19 protein-coding genes are annotated in these 16,901 nt (G+C 39.4%); 11 read left to right on the forward strand and 8 right to left on the reverse strand.

What is annotated here, in order from left to right; all coding sequences use genetic code 11:
* Nucleotides 1-19 precede the first annotated feature (19 nt).
* The 4 genes from HMPREF9184_RS02785 to HMPREF9184_RS02800 form a co-directional block, all read right to left on the reverse strand.
* Entirely contained in the window at nt 20-802 is a 783-nt protein-coding gene (locus HMPREF9184_RS02785) for a DUF4037 domain-containing protein (protein WP_000613908.1), read from the reverse strand.
* Between the two features lie 20 nt (nt 803-822).
* Nucleotides 823-1,218 (reverse strand): VOC family protein, encoded by a 396-nt coding sequence (locus tag HMPREF9184_RS02790; RefSeq protein WP_000155778.1) that lies wholly within the window; start codon nt 1,216-1,218, stop codon nt 823-825.
* 196 nt (nt 1,219-1,414) lie between these two features.
* The gene (locus tag HMPREF9184_RS02795; protein WP_000624503.1) at nt 1,415-2,563 is read right to left on the reverse strand and encodes an MFS transporter; all 1,149 of its coding nucleotides are present in this window, start codon (nt 2,561-2,563) and stop codon (nt 1,415-1,417) included.
* Nucleotides 2,564-2,576: 13 nt separating this feature from the next.
* Nucleotides 2,577-3,560: an ROK family protein gene (locus HMPREF9184_RS02800; RefSeq protein ID WP_001062601.1), complete on the reverse strand. Its 984-nt coding sequence runs from the start codon at nt 3,558-3,560 to the stop codon at nt 2,577-2,579.
* 215 nt (nt 3,561-3,775) lie between these two features.
* Between HMPREF9184_RS02800 and HMPREF9184_RS02805 the strand changes: the two genes are divergently transcribed.
* The 8 genes from HMPREF9184_RS02805 (at nt 3,776) to HMPREF9184_RS02840 (ending at nt 8,754) form a co-directional block, all read left to right on the forward strand.
* A complete protein-coding gene (locus tag HMPREF9184_RS02805; protein ID WP_000646903.1) occupies nt 3,776-3,988 on the forward strand; it encodes an AbrB/MazE/SpoVT family DNA-binding domain-containing protein in 213 nt (70 codons plus the stop codon).
* A gap of 1 nt (nt 3,989) precedes the next feature.
* Nucleotides 3,990-4,724, forward strand: a complete 735-nt coding sequence (locus HMPREF9184_RS02810; protein ID WP_198002585.1) for an ABC transporter ATP-binding protein — start codon at nt 3,990-3,992, stop codon at nt 4,722-4,724.
* A 22-nt stretch (nt 4,725-4,746) separates the two neighbouring features.
* Nucleotides 4,747-5,373 (forward strand): ABC-2 transporter permease, encoded by a 627-nt coding sequence (locus tag HMPREF9184_RS02815; RefSeq protein ID WP_001239617.1) that lies wholly within the window; start codon nt 4,747-4,749, stop codon nt 5,371-5,373.
* 93 nt (nt 5,374-5,466) lie between these two features.
* Nucleotides 5,467-5,949, forward strand: coding sequence for a GNAT family N-acetyltransferase (locus HMPREF9184_RS02820; RefSeq protein WP_000902755.1), 483 nt, complete (start codon nt 5,467-5,469; stop codon nt 5,947-5,949).
* A 57-nt stretch (nt 5,950-6,006) separates the two neighbouring features.
* On the forward strand, nt 6,007-6,444 hold the full coding sequence (locus HMPREF9184_RS02825) for a hypothetical protein (protein ID WP_000335063.1): 438 nt from the start codon (nt 6,007-6,009) through the stop codon (nt 6,442-6,444).
* A gap of 8 nt (nt 6,445-6,452) precedes the next feature.
* Nucleotides 6,453-7,067 carry an alpha/beta hydrolase gene (locus tag HMPREF9184_RS02830; protein ID WP_000425246.1) on the forward strand — a complete coding sequence of 205 codons (615 nt, stop codon included), beginning with the start codon at nt 6,453-6,455 and terminating at the stop codon, nt 7,065-7,067.
* Nucleotides 7,068-7,106: 39 nt separating this feature from the next.
* On the forward strand, nt 7,107-7,889 hold the full coding sequence (locus HMPREF9184_RS02835; RefSeq protein WP_000849747.1) for an aminoglycoside N(3)-acetyltransferase: 783 nt from the start codon (nt 7,107-7,109) through the stop codon (nt 7,887-7,889).
* A 115-nt stretch (nt 7,890-8,004) separates the two neighbouring features.
* The gene (locus HMPREF9184_RS02840; protein WP_000844522.1) at nt 8,005-8,754 is read left to right on the forward strand and encodes a class I SAM-dependent methyltransferase; all 750 of its coding nucleotides are present in this window, start codon (nt 8,005-8,007) and stop codon (nt 8,752-8,754) included.
* Between the two features lie 117 nt (nt 8,755-8,871).
* Here the strand turns inward: HMPREF9184_RS02840 and HMPREF9184_RS02845 are convergent, their stop codons facing one another.
* From HMPREF9184_RS02845 to HMPREF9184_RS02860, 4 genes are read right to left on the reverse strand one after another with little or no spacing between them, the layout of a single operon-like run.
* On the reverse strand, nt 8,872-9,531 hold the full coding sequence (locus tag HMPREF9184_RS02845; protein WP_000443843.1) for an amino acid ABC transporter permease: 660 nt from the start codon (nt 9,529-9,531) through the stop codon (nt 8,872-8,874).
* A 9-nt stretch (nt 9,532-9,540) separates the two neighbouring features.
* The gene (locus tag HMPREF9184_RS02850) at nt 9,541-10,218 is read right to left on the reverse strand and encodes an amino acid ABC transporter permease (RefSeq protein WP_000131115.1); all 678 of its coding nucleotides are present in this window, start codon (nt 10,216-10,218) and stop codon (nt 9,541-9,543) included.
* Between the two features lie 12 nt (nt 10,219-10,230).
* The gene (locus tag HMPREF9184_RS02855; protein WP_000727691.1) at nt 10,231-11,025 is read right to left on the reverse strand and encodes a transporter substrate-binding domain-containing protein; all 795 of its coding nucleotides are present in this window, start codon (nt 11,023-11,025) and stop codon (nt 10,231-10,233) included.
* An 11-nt stretch (nt 11,026-11,036) separates the two neighbouring features.
* On the reverse strand, nt 11,037-11,795 hold the full coding sequence (locus tag HMPREF9184_RS02860; RefSeq protein WP_001229580.1) for an amino acid ABC transporter ATP-binding protein: 759 nt from the start codon (nt 11,793-11,795) through the stop codon (nt 11,037-11,039).
* A gap of 176 nt (nt 11,796-11,971) precedes the next feature.
* On the opposite strand from HMPREF9184_RS02860, the gene recJ reads away from it, so the two are divergent.
* From recJ to HMPREF9184_RS02875, 3 genes are all read left to right on the forward strand, one after another.
* Nucleotides 11,972-14,194, forward strand: a complete 2,223-nt coding sequence (recJ, locus tag HMPREF9184_RS02865) for a single-stranded-DNA-specific exonuclease RecJ (RefSeq protein ID WP_033585941.1) — start codon at nt 11,972-11,974, stop codon at nt 14,192-14,194.
* Between the two features lie 173 nt (nt 14,195-14,367).
* On the forward strand, nt 14,368-16,029 hold the full coding sequence (locus HMPREF9184_RS02870) for a ribonuclease J (RefSeq protein ID WP_000065619.1): 1,662 nt from the start codon (nt 14,368-14,370) through the stop codon (nt 16,027-16,029).
* A 68-nt stretch (nt 16,030-16,097) separates the two neighbouring features.
* Complete coding sequence (locus HMPREF9184_RS02875; RefSeq protein ID WP_000290044.1) at nt 16,098-16,877, forward strand: alpha/beta hydrolase; 780 nt, start codon at nt 16,098-16,100, stop codon at nt 16,875-16,877.
* Nucleotides 16,878-16,901: the final 24 nt, after the last annotated feature.

Here is a 16,901-nt window from a genome sequence, read left to right on the forward strand (position 1 = left end):
TTTTTTTTTTTTTTTTGGTCTATGGCAAAATGGCTTTTAGTTGTTTCAGGATTGTTTGCAAGGCTAGAACCGCTTGATTTTCTTGTTGAGGTTGGTAGAGTAGTTGGAAATAGTCGCGAATGGTTTCTTCAAATTGCTTAGGAAGGAAAGTACAATGGGCCTTTGCGTACTCCAGCATTCGTTTTTCACCAGGATGGGTTTGCTCATTGAGCGCAAATAACAAGTCAAAGTAGGAAGCAAAAAATTCACTCGTACGATGATTCATACTGAGAAGATCTTGACGTTTGATAGCTTTTTCTATTTGGACAGAGAAGGCAGGCATGGCCTGATCCAGCAAAAGGAGTTGCTTTTCAATAATATTTTTTTTGAGTTTTTGAGGATAGGGAACCTGATAGGCTTTTTGAAGAGAAGCATAGCGCCCATTCGGGTCGTATAGAATCTTGCTATGGAGTAGATTGTGCCACATACAGGTTGTATAAGCGTTTTGGGCTTGATGCTGAAAAACGGTTGTGTTCAATTCTTGTTCAAACGACTCCAGCGAACGATAAATCAACTCGATTTGGATACCGTTGTTTAGTATACAGTCGTCCTCTAACTCCCAAAACTGGTTTCCAATTTCCATATAGGAGCAATAGTTGCTAAGAATGATTTGACGAGTTTTCTCGTCAATAGGTGAGTTAAGATAGACATAGACATCATAGTCAGAATTTTGATCGTAGTCTTGTCCTGCACGTGAACCACCAAGAGCGATGGCTTCTACTTGTTCCAGTTGAGAGAATTCTTTGCAAAGTTCTTGGATCATTGTTTTTCTCCTTTTTTATTTTACGATTTTAAATGTGTTGTTAATTCCAGTAAATTACCTTCGGGATCAGATACAACTGCTTCATAGTACCCATCACCAGTTGTTATTGGACCAGATTGAATAGGAAAACCATCTTCTTCAAAGCGTTTTGCAAATGTATCAACATCCACTTTGTCTCCTACAGCAATAGCTAAATGGTAAAATCCAAAACCATTTTTATTCTTTTCTACAATATCTGGGCGATGACAAAGTTCTAAACGTGCACCATTTTCAAAATTCAAAAAGTAAGATGAGAATTCCGTTTTAGGATTATAATATTTTTTTGTTGCAACGGCATTAAAGTATTTCTCATAAAAAGATTTCATTTTTTCTAAGTCATTTACCCAAACACCTACGTGTTCAATAGAGATTGTCATTGTGTTATCCTTTCTTGTTAAGTTATAGTTATCTTTGATAAAATATCAAACGATAAGATAAAATGGAGAATAAAGAGTGAAGTCAATACAACAGAATATGAAACTATAGATGCATTAAGAATTGAAAATAGTCAGAAGCACTTTTTATAGGTGGAATACCTATTGAAGCACAAATATTTTATATTTTTCTACACTATTAATTATTTTCAGCCCACTCATGCATGATAAACATCAGGAATAGAAAAAACAAAAGATAGAACGGATAAACTGAAATATTGGTGACATCACTTAGGATTCCAAAAAGCTTCGGCATAAAGGCGGAACCGATATAGGCTGAAGCCATCTGAATGCCGATTAAACTCTGACTATTTTCCCTTCCAAAACGCTCTGGAGTAGAATGGATAATACTTGGATAAATCGGTGCACAACCAAGACCAACAGTAGCAAGTCCTATTAAAGCAATTGTATAATGAAAGCTAAAGGTAAGGAGAATCAGACCTATGAAAATTACAATGAACCCTAAGCGAATCATATTTTTATCTTCAAGTTTTTCTGCAATGAAACCAGAAATTGCCCTGCCACCAGTAATTCCTATGTAAAATATTGAAGCGAAGGATGTTGCCGTTTCTGCTGGAATATCTTTAACCACATTCAACCAACTAGCTGCCCAAAGTCCGGTCGTCTGTTCAAGAGCGCAGTATCCAAAAAAACAAAGCAAAATTTGAGGGGCACCTTGAAGTTTTAATGCTTGGGAAATTGAAAGAATATCCCTATTATATTCTAACTTCATCCCTTGCTCTTTTGCAGTCCATAAAGGTAAAGAAATAAATATAATAGTTGTTAATATAACCTGTATGATTCCAATGATTCTGTAACCGACAGGCCAGTCGTAACCACTTGACAAAATCATTCCCATGATATAAGGACCGATAGAAGCTCCTACCCCCCACATACAGTGTAGCCAAGATAGATGCTTAGAAGAAAAATGCAATGCTACATAGTTATTCAGCGCGCTATCAACTGCTCCTGCACCAAGACCATAGGGGATAGCCCATAGGCACAGCTGCCAATATTCTTGGCAAAAAGAAAAACCAAATAAGGATAGAGCAGTTAGCCCTACCGAAACTGTTGTCACTCTAGCTGTAGAAAATTTATGAATTACTCTATCTGCATTTAAAGAAGAAATTATTGTACAAACAGAAATAATCAGAAAAATGGAGCCTGCCCCGGTAATAGTTGAATTTAAGCTACGATACATATTTGGCCAAGCGCTTCCTAAAATAGCATCAGGTAAGCCTAAACTAATAAAGGCCAGGTAGATAACCGCTAACAACAACGAAATCATTTAGTTCTCCTTGTTAGATTGTTCTTCTTTTGATTTCTAGAATCTTGTTTTTTCCAATTGATTGAACTCCGTTCAGTATGAACGGGTCTATCTCAGTCAATCTTTCAAGGGTTGGGTGGAATTCTTTAGGAAGATTGGTGTCAGAAATTTCTATATTTTCTTGTAAAGATGGACAATAATATGCAATAGCATCCGGAGCAATGACTGATGTTAATGCTGTTATCTGATTTAACAAAAGAAATGTGAAGTCATTTGAACGTGATTGGCGATTTGCAGGTTTATATCCATTCATGAGATACCCAACTTCCCCTGCAAAACCATTTCTTCCACGATGCAATCTTTTATTGATGATGATACCAGAACCGGCAAAATCTGTATCTGGCTGATAGAGAAGGGCCAGTGTTCTAAATTCTGGGTGAATACTACAATAACCAAGAGAAGCAACATTAACATCATTCTCTAAAACAATGGGTATCGTTGTAAGGGATGAAAGTGACCTTAGAAGATTATTTTGATTGATATGTTCAAAATCAGAATAGATAATTTCTCCTTGTTCTCCAATAATACCAGGAAAACTAAGTACTAATACCTGAATCAGTGGATCACTAGTAATTAGTTTTTTTACTACATTGTGGATTTCATCTAATGTCCCTGTAGGACTTACTAAAATTTGTTCATAAACTGAATGGCCTCCCAGATTAAATGAGTTTGCACGTATTCTGTATTGAGAAAAGATATGACTAAGAATAATCGTTCCAATGTGGATATGATCTTCTCTCAATTGATACAATTTTGACTTTCTACCACCAGTTGAACAGGCATTCCCTACAAATTCAATCTCTTCACTATTCTCTAATATTTGTAAGATATTGGTAGTTCCCGCCAGAGAAATTCCTGTTCGACTGGATAACTGATTCTTGGTCCATGTTCCTCCTTGGTAAAAACAGGATCGTACTTTATGAATATTTTCTTGCTTTAAATCAATTATCTTTGCCAATTCTCTACCTTTCGACACGTTTTGTCAAAAGTATTGTAGCACATTATATTTTTGTTTGCAATAAGATATTTTTAAAAATCTTATTTTTGGGACGAGTGGTACAGATTTTTACGAGCATTTTATTATGATGGCAACTGGACGTAGTCTACACTTGTATTATTTAGGACAAGTGGTATAATTAGTTATACAAATCATACTCAAAGGAGGTGGTAGTTGTGAAAGCACCAAAAGGTAAATATGCTTGGACAGCTACAGTTGGAGAAAAAGGTCAGATAGTAATACCAAAACAGGCGCGCGATGTTTTTAATATCAAACCGGGCGATACGATTCTGCTTCTTGGTGATGAAAAGCGTGGAATTGCCATACCGCCGAAGGGAGCCTTTGCTCACTTGATGGAAATTGCTTTTGAAGAGAAAGAGGATGAATGATATGGGATGTGTTCTGGAGATAAATAATCTGACAAAAAAATATTCAGCATTTGAATTGAAGCCTATAAGTTTTCATATTAAACCAGGTGAAGTTATGGGCTTTATCGGTAGGAATGGAGCGGGTAAGACTACAGCGATTAAATCTATCCTCAATCTTGTTCACCCTGATGCAGGGAATGTCCGTATTCTTGGAATGGATTATCCGGATAATGAAGATGAAATTAAACAACAAATTGGTTATGTGGTGGGGGGGACCAATTATTATAAAAGAAAAAAATTAAAGGATATTGTTGCCATTACTCGTATTTTTTATGATAACTGGGATGATGAATCGTATCGTCATTATCTTAATGCATTTAAACTTGATGAAAATAAGAAAATTATGGAACTGTCTGAGGGAATGAAAGTAAAATTCTATCTTACTTTAGCTCTTTCTCATCAGGCTAGACTTTTGATTTTGGATGAGCCAACAAGCGGCCTTGATCCGGTGTCTAGAGATGAGATTAATGAGATTTTCCGAAAACTCGCTCAAAAAGGTGTGGCAATCTTGTTTTCTACTCATATTACTAGTGATTTGGAGAAGTGTGCAGATACTATTACCTATATAAAAAATGGTGAATTGCTTTTATCTGAGAGAAAAGAGGATTTTATCAGTCATTACACGAAAGAAATAGGGCAGAAATCTACACTTGAAGACATTATGGTGTATATTGAAAGAGAAGAGGTAAATCTGTGATGAAAAACTTCTTTATAAAGAAATGAGATTGTCAGCAAATCCTTTGAGTTATTGGTTTATAACTTTTTCAGCTATGACCATGATTCCAAGGTATCCTATTCTTGTAGGTTCCTTTTTTATCTGTCTGGGTATATTTTATACCTATCAGCAGGTTCGGGAATGCGATGATATTACCTACACGGTCATGTTGCCAGTTAGGAAACAGGATGTGGTGACAGCTAAGTATCTATTTGTACTGCTCATCGAATTAGTGGCATTTGTCTTATGCGCATTGCTAACGATTATTAGGATGAAAACTTTGGGGAATGCCGCACCGTATGTGACAAATCAATTGATGAATGCAAATGCGGCTTATCTTGGATATATAATGCTTGTATTTGCGACCTTTAACAGTATTTTTCTCGCAGGTTTTTTTAAAACAGCTTATAAGATTGGGAAGCCTTTTATCTTATTCTGCGTAGTCGGAACTATCATAATACTAATGGGAGAAGTTTTACATCACATTCCCGGCTTAGAAAGCCTAAATGATCCTGCAAATTTAAGCATATCGCAGGTTGTGATATTGCTGATTGGTATTGTTATGTTCAAGTTATGTACTTGGTTTTCTTATCAAAAAGCTATCAAGGATTTCGAAAGACTTGATTTATGAAATTGAATACATTAATTGTTCGTCTTTCATCGGCGGAAATCCAATAGGGAATGCTGCTGATAGAGAATTAAAAATTGAGGAGGTATTAAGACGGTGCTTCACTTGGAAAAAGTAAATGGAAAAAATATATGGGAAATAACTAAATTGCGGGTATCAGAGTCACAAAAAGGCTTTGTTGCAGCAAATGATGTAAGTATCATTGAAGCATACACCACCATTACGGCAAATGGATTTGCGTTTCCATTTGGCATCTATGATGGTGAAATTCCTGTTGGATTTATTATGATTGGCTATGATGTTGACGATTATTGGGACAATCCGCCTGATATAGCAAGAGGAAACTATAATCTTTGGCGTTTAATGATTGATCAAAAGTATCAGAAAAAAGGTTTTGGGAGGGAAGCCATTGCTCTTGGCTTGAATTTTATTAAATCTTTTCCCTGTGGTAAAGCAAAGTATTGCTGGCTATCATATGAACCTGAAAATAAAGTAGCTTGTAAATTATATCATTCATTTGGTTTTGCTGAAACTGGAGATATGGAAGGAAATGAGATTATTGCAATACTGGAGCTCTGAGATATTTTAATAATTGATAAATTATAGATTAAAATTTGGAGAGTAAGTGAGATTAAAATGTGCAAAGAATGTTATGTTGACCAAAGTAGAATGACGCCACTTTTAAACCCCTTGGAATGCTTAAAAAATCATACACAATATATTTGCGGAACTTGTGGTCGGTGTATTTGTATCGAATACGATCCAAATCGTGGATTACAACGGTGGAATTTTCCGTTTAAGTCATTAGAAATTGCAAAGCTATATTTGAGAACTGCCGATTACACAGAAAAAAGGCCATGTGGTATTTATGAATTGAAAAGTGAAAATGGTAGAATTTCATACAAAATTTTTGCAAGTAACGAAGATTTGAAATTATATCTAAAAAAGAATAAAGGAAAAACTTGTGAAAAAATGGCGTCTGTTTTTTCAGTTGAAGAATATCAGGAATTTCCTAATACACAGGTAAGAAGATTGACCTCTGGTGAAGTACAAAAATATATGTCAGAAAGATAAAAAAGATTATGGAAATGATTCGGTGGAAAACCTTAGTTATCTATATACATGGTAAGGGTGGAAACATAGAGGAGACAAATCATTATCAATCTATTTTTAGAGAAAGTGACGTTATCGGTTTTGACTATAAATCACAAACTCCTTGGGAAGCGGAGATAGAATTTCCAATACTATATGATAGGTATGCTAAATCGTATGATTCTGTTATTTTAATTGCAAATAGCATCGGTGCTTATTTTACAATGCTATCTTTGGCTGAAAAGAATATTTCTCAGGCCTTATTTATTTCCCCTATTGTAGATATGGAGAAACTGATAATGGATATGATGAAGTGGTTAAATATTACAGAAGATGAGTTAAAAAGTAAGAAAGAGGTTGAAACAGAATTTGGTGAAACATTATCTTGGGAGTATTTATCTTATGTGAAAAATCATCCCATTAGGTGGAGTGTTCCCACTTCTATTTTATACGGAGAAAAAGACAATCTAACTTCAAAAGAAACCATAACTAAGTTTGCAGAACAAATTGGAGCAACTCTTACAATCATGGAGAATGGAGAGCATTGGTTTCATACAGATGAGCAATTAAATTTTTTAGACACATGGGTTAAAAAATCAACTTAATAAATTCGTCTTAATTTTTGATGACAAGAGGTAAAAATTATGAAAACAATATATAAAGAAGATATCGTACAGGGTTTAACAGAACTTGGCCTAAAACAAGGGGATGTTGTCATTGTCCATACATCCTTAAAAAGTATTGGATATGTATGTGGAGGAGCACAGACTGTGATAGAGGCTCTAATCGAAGTCGTTACTTCTGAAGGTACCATTGTGATGCCAACACAGTCATGGAAAAATCTAGATCCGGAAACAGGTGTGCACTGGAATGCAGAGGAGTCAGACTGGGATAAAATTAGAGAGAATTGGCCAGCATATAATAAACAGATAACGCCAACAAATACGATGGGAGCTGTTGCAGAAATGTTCCGTCAATGGCCAGGGAGCATCAGAACAGATCATCCAGCAAGATCAATTTGTGCATGGGGAAAACATGCTGAATATATTACAGCGGAACATACCCTTTCAAATATATTTGGAGAGGGTTCACCTATCGCAAAACTCTATGAACTTGACGCAAAAGTACTGTTGTTAGGGGTTGGATATGATAAAAACACCTCCATACACTTAGCGGATGTCCGTGCAGAGTATCCTGGGAAACATGACTGTATTGAACACAGTGCCATACTTGAAGATGGTGTTCGTATATGGAAAGCTTATCAGACCTTATTCGTTGATGGAGAAGATTTTGAGGACATAGGAAGCGCCTTTGAGGACAATGGTCTTGCAAAGATAGGAAAAATTGGCAATGCCGATTCTAGATTGATGCAACAACGTGAACTAGTAGATTTTGCTGTCTCTTGGATTGAAAAATATCGTAGATGAGCTGAATTTTAACTATTGTAAAGAAATCAATAGATACTAGCTAAACTTTAGTAGAAATAGGTTGATAATTCCCAGTTTATCAGATGAACTTAGGATTTTTAAAAGGAAATAACTAATGAAATCGTATCAAGATATAAATAAAGAAACTATTGATAGATGGGTTGAAGAAGGTTGGGAATGGGGGAAACCAACTTCGCATGATGAATATATCAGTGCAAAAAATGGAGAATGGAAAGTTTTTCTTACTCCGACTGTTTCAGTTCCACATGAGTGGCTTGGAGATATAAAAGGAAAGAAAATCTTAGGTTTAGCATCAGGCGGTGGACAGCAAATGCCTATATTTAATGCGTTAGGGGCAGACTGTACTGTTCTTGATTATTCTTCAAAGCAAATAGAAAGCGAATTTTTAATTGCTGAAAGAGAAAGTTATAATATTAACGCTATTGAAGGCGATATGACAAAAACTTTGCCTTTTGAAAATGAAAGTTTTGATATAGTATTTCATCCGGTTTCCAACTGTTATGTTGAAGATGTGCAACATGTTTTTAATGAAGCATATAGAGTTCTGAAAAAGGATGGAATTTTTCTGGCAGGATTAAACAACGAGATAAATTACATTGTAGATAATGAAGAAAAAGAAATTATTTGGAAAATGCCTTTTAATCCATTAAAAGATAAAGCAGCCAAAGATTTTATGATAAAAGAAAATGCTGGCATGCAATTCTCTCACAATATGACAGAGCAAATAGGTGGACAGTTAAAGGCAGGGTTCACTCTGCTTGACATGTATGAAGATACAAATGGTTTTGGTAGACTGCATGAACTGAATATTAAAACATATATTGCAACAAAGTCAGTTAAATGATAGAGTTAGATTATAGTAAAATTGATCGAAAATGAGTCAAGATTGACCAGTACACACAAGAAAGTATCTCTAAACATAAAAAAATGTGAACGTTTCTTTTTGTTCACATTTCTTTTTTTATTCTGCGGCTTGTTGCCAGCGTTTGGCAAGCATACGGGATAGACTTGAAATTGCTAGGTTAAAGCTGAAGTAGATGAGAGCGATCAGGATATAAAGGCTGAAGACCTGCTCTGGTTCGAAATAGCGGCCCATGAGGATTTGGCTGGCTCCAAAGAGTTCTTGTAGGGCGATAACAGAGTAGAGAAGACTGGTATCCTTAATCACGGTCACAAACTGAGAAATGATAGCTGGCAACATTTTACGAATAGCTTGTGGAAGAATGATATGGTAGAGGATTTGCGCAGAGGTAAATCCTTGAGACATTCCTGCTTCGTATTGTCCCTTTTCTACAGCATTGAGGCCACCTCGGATAATCTCAGCCAAGGCTGCTGATGTAAAGAGGGTGAAGGCGGTAATGCCAGCTGGTGTCGACTTCATCTTGAAAACCAAAAAGATAGTGAAAATCCAAAGAAGGTTGGGAACATTACGCACAAATTCGATGTAAATGCTGGAGATGATTCGCAAGATAGGATTCTTTCCATTTCTCATGACAGCAAGTACAGTCCCGATAAGGGTAGAGAGGACGATGGCAATCAGAGAAATGTAGAGGGTCAAGCCGAATCCTTTAAAGATAAAGACTAGGTTATCTGGGATCAAAACTTCTAAAATAGATTCCATAGTAACCTCCTAAAGTGAATAGGCTTTTTTGTTGGCTTGCTCCATCTTGCGACCAAATTGGGCGACAGGGAAGCAAAGGGCAAAGTAGAGTAGAGCAGCACCTAGAAAGGCTGGGATGTAGTTTCCGTTGAGAGCTGACCAAGACTTGGTCACGAACATCAAGTCCACTCCAGAGATGATAGCAACAGTTGAAGTATTCTTGATAAGGTTAACGATTTGGTTGGTCAAAGGAGGAAGGATGATACGGATGGCCTGAGGCAAAATAATCAAGCGCATGGCACTGATATAGGTGAAACCTTGCGACAAGGCGGCCTCCATCTGACCGCTAGGAATAGACTGAATACCTGAGCGAATAACCTCAGCGATATAAGCACCGTGATAGAGTCCGACGCAGAGAACAGCTGTCCAATAAATCGGAATCATGATGGTATGGTCACTGATAAGAGGTAGACCATAAAAAACGATAACAAACTGCACCAGGAGGGGAGTGTTTTGGTAAAATTCGACAAAGATACGAGCCAAAATACGCAAGAATGGGCGTTTACTAGTTGACATGGCCCCAAAGAAGATGCCCAAAACCATGGCGAGGATAAAGGATCCAATTGCTAGGGCAATAGTGAAGAGGAAACCATTGAAAAATTGTCCAAAATCCTGAAAATAGGCTGTCCAAGATGATAAATCTGTCATGGGGTGTCCTCCTTAATCTGCAGTATGGCTAGATGGTTTGAGCTTGTAATGGTCATAAAGTTTCTGCAAACTACCATCCTTGCTCCATTTGGTGACCAAGTTATCAAGATAGTCGTTGAGTTCAGTGTTTGATTTTTTGGTAACAATACCGTAGTCTGATGGCTTAAAACTATCATCTAGCAGTTCTGTTCGTTTACTGGTGTAGCCAGACAGAATAGAGCGATCCACGGAAAAGGCATCAATACGGTGAGCGTGAAGGGAAGTAATCAATTCTGGGTAGGAACCAAGTTCTACAAACTTAAATGTCAGACCTTTCTTTTTACCTAGTTCGGTAATCAAACGTTGGGTGATAGAGCCTTGAGCAACTCCGATGGTTTTGCCATTTAGGTCTTCAATGCTTTTGATGTTGGCAGATTTATTGACCAAAAAGCCAGAAGCATCCGTGTAGTAGGGACTGGTGAAGTTGTAGAGTTTTTTACGTTCTTCTGTGATGGTAAAGGTCGCGATATCCAAATCGACTTGTTCATTGTCAAGAAGGGGGCCGCGAGTTTGTGCTGTAACAGGCACATAGCGAACCTTGACCTTGAGCTCATCCGCGATCATCTTGGCAAGGTCCGTTTCGATACCAGAATAAGTCCCTGTCTTGGGATCCTTGTAACCGAAATTGGGAACGTCTTGTTTCACACCGACAACTAGTTCGCCTCTCTTCTGAATATCTGCGACACTGGTGTCTGCTTGAACTGGCTTAGCTAGGGTAAGGCTGAAAAGGCTAATCAATAATGCTGATAAAAAGAGTTTCTTTTTCATAGGCGACCTCCTTATTTGACTTTGTCACTTTCGTGGTTGATAATTTTGCTGAGGAATTGTTGGGCACGAGGTTCGCTTGGATTGTCAAAAAAGTCATCGACATCTGTCGTATCTACTAAAACCTCTCCGTCGGCCATAAAGATAATGCGGTCCGCAACCTCTCGAGCAAAGCCCATTTCGTGGGTAACGATGATCATGTTCATTCCGTCATGAGCCAGTTTTTGCATAACTGCTAGAACATCACCGATGGTTTCAGGGTCGAGGGCAGATGTTGGTTCATCAAAGAGGAGGAGTTCGGGATGCATGGCAAGACCACGAGCGATGGCAATCCGTTGTTTTTGTCCACCAGATAGCATGGCTGGGTAAGAATCTTTTTTGTCCCACATATTTACAAATTCCAGATATTTTTGGGCTGTTTTTTCAGCTTCTTTTTTATCAATTCCTAGAACTTTTATGGGCGCTAGTGTTACATTTTCTAACACTGTTTTATGTGGATAAAGGTTAAAATGCTGGAAAACCATGCCGACTTCCTTGCGAAGAGGCACTAAATCTTTCTGGCTGGCACCTGCTACTTGGTGTCCATTGACCAAGAGACTGCCTTGGTCGACAGCTTCTAAACCATTGATAGTACGAATGAGAGTAGACTTACCAGAGCCTGAAGGTCCAAGCAGGACAACGACTTGCCCTTTTTCAAAACGGAGATTGATGTCGCGGAGTGCGTGGTAGTCTCCGTAATATTTTTCGACGTGTTTAAATTCGACTAAAGCCATAAGGAATCTCCTTTGTGTTAGATTTTATAACATGATTTTACAACAAAAGAATGTTCTTGTCAAATCATATCTGAAAAAATTCACTAAAATGTTATAAAAAAGCAATCTGGATAGAGAAAATGACTAAATCATGTTATAATGAAACGATAGAATTCTTAGAAAGAGTGGATGTTTTTTTGATAACTCCTACTTATGAATGGCAGTTTGCGCCGCAGGTTGAAGATGCGGATTTTACAAAGATAGCCAAGAAGGCTGGACTGGGTCCCGAGGTGGCTCGGTTATTATTTGAAAGAGGGATTCAGGATGAGAAAAGTCTGAAGAAGTTTTTAGAACCTTCCTTGGAGGACTTGCATGACCCCTACTTGCTCCATGATATGGATAAGGCAGTGGAACGGATTCGCCAGGCCATTGAAGAAGGGGAGAATATCCTCGTTTATGGTGATTATGATGCGGATGGTATGACTTCGGCTTCGATTATTAAGGAAAGTTTGGAACAACTTGGTGCCGAGTGTCGTGTTTATCTTCCAAATCGTTTTACCGATGGCTATGGTCCCAATGCCAGTGTTTATAAATACTTTATCGAGCAAGAGGGGATTTCCTTGATTGTGACGGTGGACAATGGGGTTGCTGGTCACGAAGCTATAGAACTGGCTCAGTCTATGGGAGTGGATGTCATTGTGACCGACCATCATTCCATGCCTGAAACCCTGCCAGATGCTTATGCGATTGTCCATCCTGAGCATCCGGATGCGGACTATCCTTTCAAATATCTAGCTGGTTGCGGAGTGGCTTTCAAGCTGGCTTGCGCCCTTTTAGAAGAAGTGCAAGTGGAACTACTGGATTTGGTTGCTATCGGAACTATTGCCGATATGGTGAGCTTGACGGATGAGAACCGTATCTTGCTTCAATATGGTCTGGAAATGTTGGGGCATACTCAGCGCATCGGTCTGCAAGAAATGCTGGATATGGCTGGGATTGCTGCTAATGAAGTGACAGAAGAAACGGTTGGTTTCCAGCTTGCCCCTCGTTTAAATGCCTTAGGCCGCTTGGATGATCCCAACCCTGCCATTGATTTGCTGACTGGATTTGATGATGAGGAAGCTCACGAGATTGCTCTTATGATTCACCAGAAAAACGAAGAGCGCAAGGAAATCGTCCAGTCAATCTATGAAGAAGCCAAGACCATGGTGGATCCTGCGAGGAAGGTCCAGGTCTTGGCCAAGGAAGGCTGGAATCCTGGGGTTCTAGGAATCGTGGCTGGTCGTTTGTTGGAAGAACTGGGGCAGACAGTCATCGTTCTTAATATAGAAGACGGTCGTGCCAAGGGTAGTGCTCGTAGTGTGGAAGCGGTCGATATTTTTGAAGCCTTGGATCCCCATCGGGACCTCTTCATCGCCTTTGGAGGCCATGCTGGAGCGGCGGGTATGACGCTAGAAATGGAGAAACTCTCAGATTTATCTCAGGTCTTGGAAGACTATGTCCGTGAAAAAGGCGCAGATGCTAGTGGTAAGAACAAGTTAAATCTAGATGAAGAGTTGGATTTGGAGACACTTAGCTTAGAAACGGTCAAAAACTTTGAACGTTTGGCTCCTTTTGGAATGGACAATCAGAAGCCTGTTTTTTATATCAGGGATTTCAATGTCGAGAGCGCTCGCAGTATGGGAGCAGGCAATGCCCACCTCAAGTTAAAAATTTCAAAGGGTGAAGCGAGTTTTGAAGTGGTGGCTTTCGGACAAGGTAGATGGGCGACGGAGTTTGCTCAAACCAAGAATCTAGAGTTGGCAGTCACCTTGTCTGTCAATCAATGGAATGGCCAAACTGCCCTCCAGTTGATGATGGTGGATGCGCGTGTGGAAGGTGTTCAACTCTTTAACATTCGTGGGAAGAATGCAGCCTTGCCAGAAGGTGTTCCAGTCTTGGACTTTTCTGGAGAATTGCCAGAATTAGCGACCAGTGATGCTGTGGTTGTGAAAACCATTCCTGAGGATATTACCTTGCTGAAGACCATTTTTCAGGAGCAACATTTCTCAGCTGTCTATTTCAAAAATGATATTGACAAGGCCTACTATCTAACAGGTTACGGGACAAGGGAACAGTTTGCCAAATTGTACAAGACCATTTATCAGTTCCCAGAGTTTGATATTCGCTATAAGCTGAAGGATTTGGCGGCTTATCTCAATATCCAACAAATCTTGCTGGTCAAGATGATTCAAGTCTTTGAGGAACTGGGCTTTGTAACGATCAAAGATGGTGTTATGACGGTGAATAAAGAAGCGCCGAAGCGGGAGATCGGAGAAAGTCAGATTTACCAAAATCTCAAACAAACCGTTAAAGACCAAGAAATCATGGCGCTGGGTACGGTGCAGGAAATGTATGATTTCTTAATGGCAGAAAACTAGAAGATAGGAAAGAGTTGGGCAACCAGCTCTTTTTTGAAAACAAATCTTCATTTTGAAAATCATCAAAAAAATGGTATAATGGTAGGAAAAGATTCGGCTGAAAGTTTTAGAACTTTTAGAATAAGAGGGTAAATCCACCCTATAATCAAGATAAATTAAGTTTCGGAGGAAAAATGAGTAATATCAGTTTAACAACACTAGGTGGTGTGCGTGAAAACGGGAAAAATATGTACATTGCTGAAATCGATGGATCTATTTTTGTTTTGGATGCGGGACTTAAATACCCTGAAAATGAACAACTTGGGGTTGACGTCGTCATTCCAAATATGGAATACCTTTTTGAAAATAGTGATCGTATCGCTGGGGTCTTCTTGACCCACGGACATGCGGATGCCATTGGAGCTCTGCCTTACCTTTTGGCAGAAGCTAAGGTGCCTGTGTTTGGCTCTGAGTTGACCATCGAGTTGGCAAAACTCTTTGTCAAAGGAAATGATGCTGTTAAGAAATTCAATGACTTCCATGTGATTGATGAGAATACGGAGATTGACTTTGGAGGAACTGAGGTTTCCTTCTTCCGTACAACTCACTCCATCCCAGAAAGTTTGGGAGTCGTCTTGAAAACTCCAAAAGGTAGCATCGTTTACACAGGTGACTTCAAGTTTGATCAGACGGCTAGTAAATCCTATGCGACGGATTTTGGCCGTTTGGCAGAAATTGGTCGTGATGGTGTCTTGGCGCTCCTCAGTGATTCTGCGAATGCAGACAGCAATATCCAGGTAGCGAGTGAGAGTGAAGTTGGGGATGAAATTACCCAGACCATTGCGGACTGGGAAGGTCGTATTATCGTTGCAGCAGTTGCCAGCAACCTTTCTCGTATCCAGCAGGTTTTTGATGCTGCTGCGGATACAGGTCGTCGAGTTGTTTTGACGGGATTTGATGTTGAAAATATCGTCCGCACAGCGATTCGTCTTAAAAAATTGTCTCTAGCCAACGAAAGTCTCTTGATCAAACCCAAAGAAATGTCTCGTTTTGAAGACCATGAGTTGATTATTCTTGAGACAGGTCGTATGGGTGAGCCTATCAATGGACTTCGCAAGATGTCCATCGGTCGTCACCGTTATGTGGAAATCAAGGATGGGGACTTGGTTTATATCGTAACGACTCCATCTATCGCTAAAGAAGCCGTCATGGCGCGTGTGGAAAATATGATCTATCAAGCTGGTGGTGTGGTAAAACTCATTACCCAAAGCTTGCGAGTATCTGGGCACGGGAATGCGCGTGATTTGCAGTTAATGATTAATCTCTTGCAACCCAAGTATCTCTTCCCAATCCAAGGGGAGTACCGTGAATTGGATGCTCATGCCAAGGCTGCCATGGCAGTTGGGATGTTGCCAGAGCGTATTTTTATCCCTAAAAAGGGAACAACCATGTCCTACGAACAAGGGGATTTTGTTCCAGCTGGAGCAGTTTCTGCAGGTGATGTCTTGATTGATGGAAATGCTATCGGAGATGTTGGAAATGTTGTCCTTCGTGACCGTAAAGTCTTGTCAGAGGATGGAATCTTTATCGTGGCTATCACTGTCAACCGTCGTGAGAAGAAAATTGTGGCTAAGGCTCGTGTCCATACGCGTGGATTTGTTTATCTCAAGAAGAGCCGTGATATTCTCCGTGAAAGCTCAGAATTGATTAACCAAACGGTAGAAGAATATCTTCAAGGTGATGATTTTGACTGGGCAGATCTCAAAGGCAAGGTTCGTGATAATCTGACCAAGTACCTCTTTGATCAAACCAAGCGTCGCCCAGCAATCTTGCCAGTCGTGATGGAAGCCAAATAATAAGCAGTATACCTACAGAAAAAGTCGAAATTCGGCTTTTTCTTATAGAATAGTAAAAGGAGACAACCATGGCAGTTATGAATATTGAGTATTACTCTGAAGTTTTGGATATGGAGTGGGGCGTTACCGTACTCTATCCAGATGCCAGTCGGGTAACTGAACCAGATTGTAAAGATATTCCTGTCCTTTATCTTTTGCACGGAATGTCCGGAAATCAGAATAGCTGGCTCAAGCGGACCAATGTCGAGCGATTGTTGCGAGGCACCAATCTCATTGTTATCATGCCCAATACTAGCAATGGCTGGTACACAGATACCCAGTATGGTTTTGACTACTTTACTGCTCTAGCAGAAGAACTCCCCCAAGTCATGAAACGTTTCTTCCCCAATATGACCAGCAAGCGAGAAAAGACCTTCATAGCAGGTCTCTCCATGGGTGGCTACGGTTCCTTCAAGCTGGCTCTCGCAACCAATCGTTTTTCTCATGCGGCTAGTTTTTCTGGTGCACTCAGTTTCCAAGAATTTTCTCCTGAAAGTCAGGATTTGGGCTCTCTTGCCTACTGGCGAGGAGTCTTTGGAGAAATCAAAGATTGGACAGCTAGTCCTCATTCGCTTGAAAACATGGCCGCAAAATCCGATAAAAAGACCAAACTATGGGCTTGGTGTGGGGAGCAAGACTATCTCTACTCTGCCAATAATCTCGCAGTGAAAAACCTCAAAAAGCTTGGTTTTGAGGTGACCTATAGTCACAGTCCAGGTAAGCACGAGTGGTACTACTGGGAAAAACAATTGGAACGTTTTTTAGCTACTCTACCAATTGACTTTGTCTTGGAAGAACGTTTATCTTAGTTTTAGGTTTCTTTCAGCTTTCTT

Source organism: Streptococcus sp. oral taxon 058 str. F0407 (assembly GCF_000235485.1).
Lineage (GTDB): Bacteria > Bacillota > Bacilli > Lactobacillales > Streptococcaceae > Streptococcus.

Bases quoted from the DNA above. Each gene is read 5' to 3' on its own strand.
- HMPREF9184_RS02785 (WP_000613908.1), bottom strand. From the start codon at position 802: ATGATCCAAGAACTTTGCAAAGAATTCTCTCAACTGGAACAAGTAGAA.
- HMPREF9184_RS02790 (WP_000155778.1), bottom strand. From the start codon at position 1,218: ATGACAATCTCTATTGAACACGTAGGTGTTTGGGTAAATGACTTAGAA.
- HMPREF9184_RS02795 (WP_000624503.1), bottom strand. From the start codon at position 2,563: ATGATTTCGTTGTTGTTAGCGGTTATCTACCTGGCCTTTATTAGTTTA.
- HMPREF9184_RS02810 (WP_198002585.1), top strand. From the start codon at position 3,990: ATGGGATGTGTTCTGGAGATAAATAATCTGACAAAAAAATATTCAGCA.
- HMPREF9184_RS02815 (WP_001239617.1), top strand. From the start codon at position 4,747: ATGAGATTGTCAGCAAATCCTTTGAGTTATTGGTTTATAACTTTTTCA.
- HMPREF9184_RS02825 (WP_000335063.1), top strand. From the start codon at position 6,007: ATGTGCAAAGAATGTTATGTTGACCAAAGTAGAATGACGCCACTTTTA.
- HMPREF9184_RS02830 (WP_000425246.1), top strand. From the start codon at position 6,453: ATGGAAATGATTCGGTGGAAAACCTTAGTTATCTATATACATGGTAAG.
- HMPREF9184_RS02835 (WP_000849747.1), top strand. From the start codon at position 7,107: ATGAAAACAATATATAAAGAAGATATCGTACAGGGTTTAACAGAACTT.
- HMPREF9184_RS02840 (WP_000844522.1), top strand. From the start codon at position 8,005: ATGAAATCGTATCAAGATATAAATAAAGAAACTATTGATAGATGGGTT.
- HMPREF9184_RS02845 (WP_000443843.1), bottom strand. From the start codon at position 9,531: ATGGAATCTATTTTAGAAGTTTTGATCCCAGATAACCTAGTCTTTATC.
- HMPREF9184_RS02850 (WP_000131115.1), bottom strand. From the start codon at position 10,218: ATGACAGATTTATCATCTTGGACAGCCTATTTTCAGGATTTTGGACAA.
- HMPREF9184_RS02855 (WP_000727691.1), bottom strand. From the start codon at position 11,025: ATGAAAAAGAAACTCTTTTTATCAGCATTATTGATTAGCCTTTTCAGC.
- HMPREF9184_RS02860 (WP_001229580.1), bottom strand. From the start codon at position 11,795: ATGGCTTTAGTCGAATTTAAACACGTCGAAAAATATTACGGAGACTAC.
- HMPREF9184_RS02870 (WP_000065619.1), top strand. From the start codon at position 14,368: ATGAGTAATATCAGTTTAACAACACTAGGTGGTGTGCGTGAAAACGGG.
- HMPREF9184_RS02875 (WP_000290044.1), top strand. From the start codon at position 16,098: ATGGCAGTTATGAATATTGAGTATTACTCTGAAGTTTTGGATATGGAG.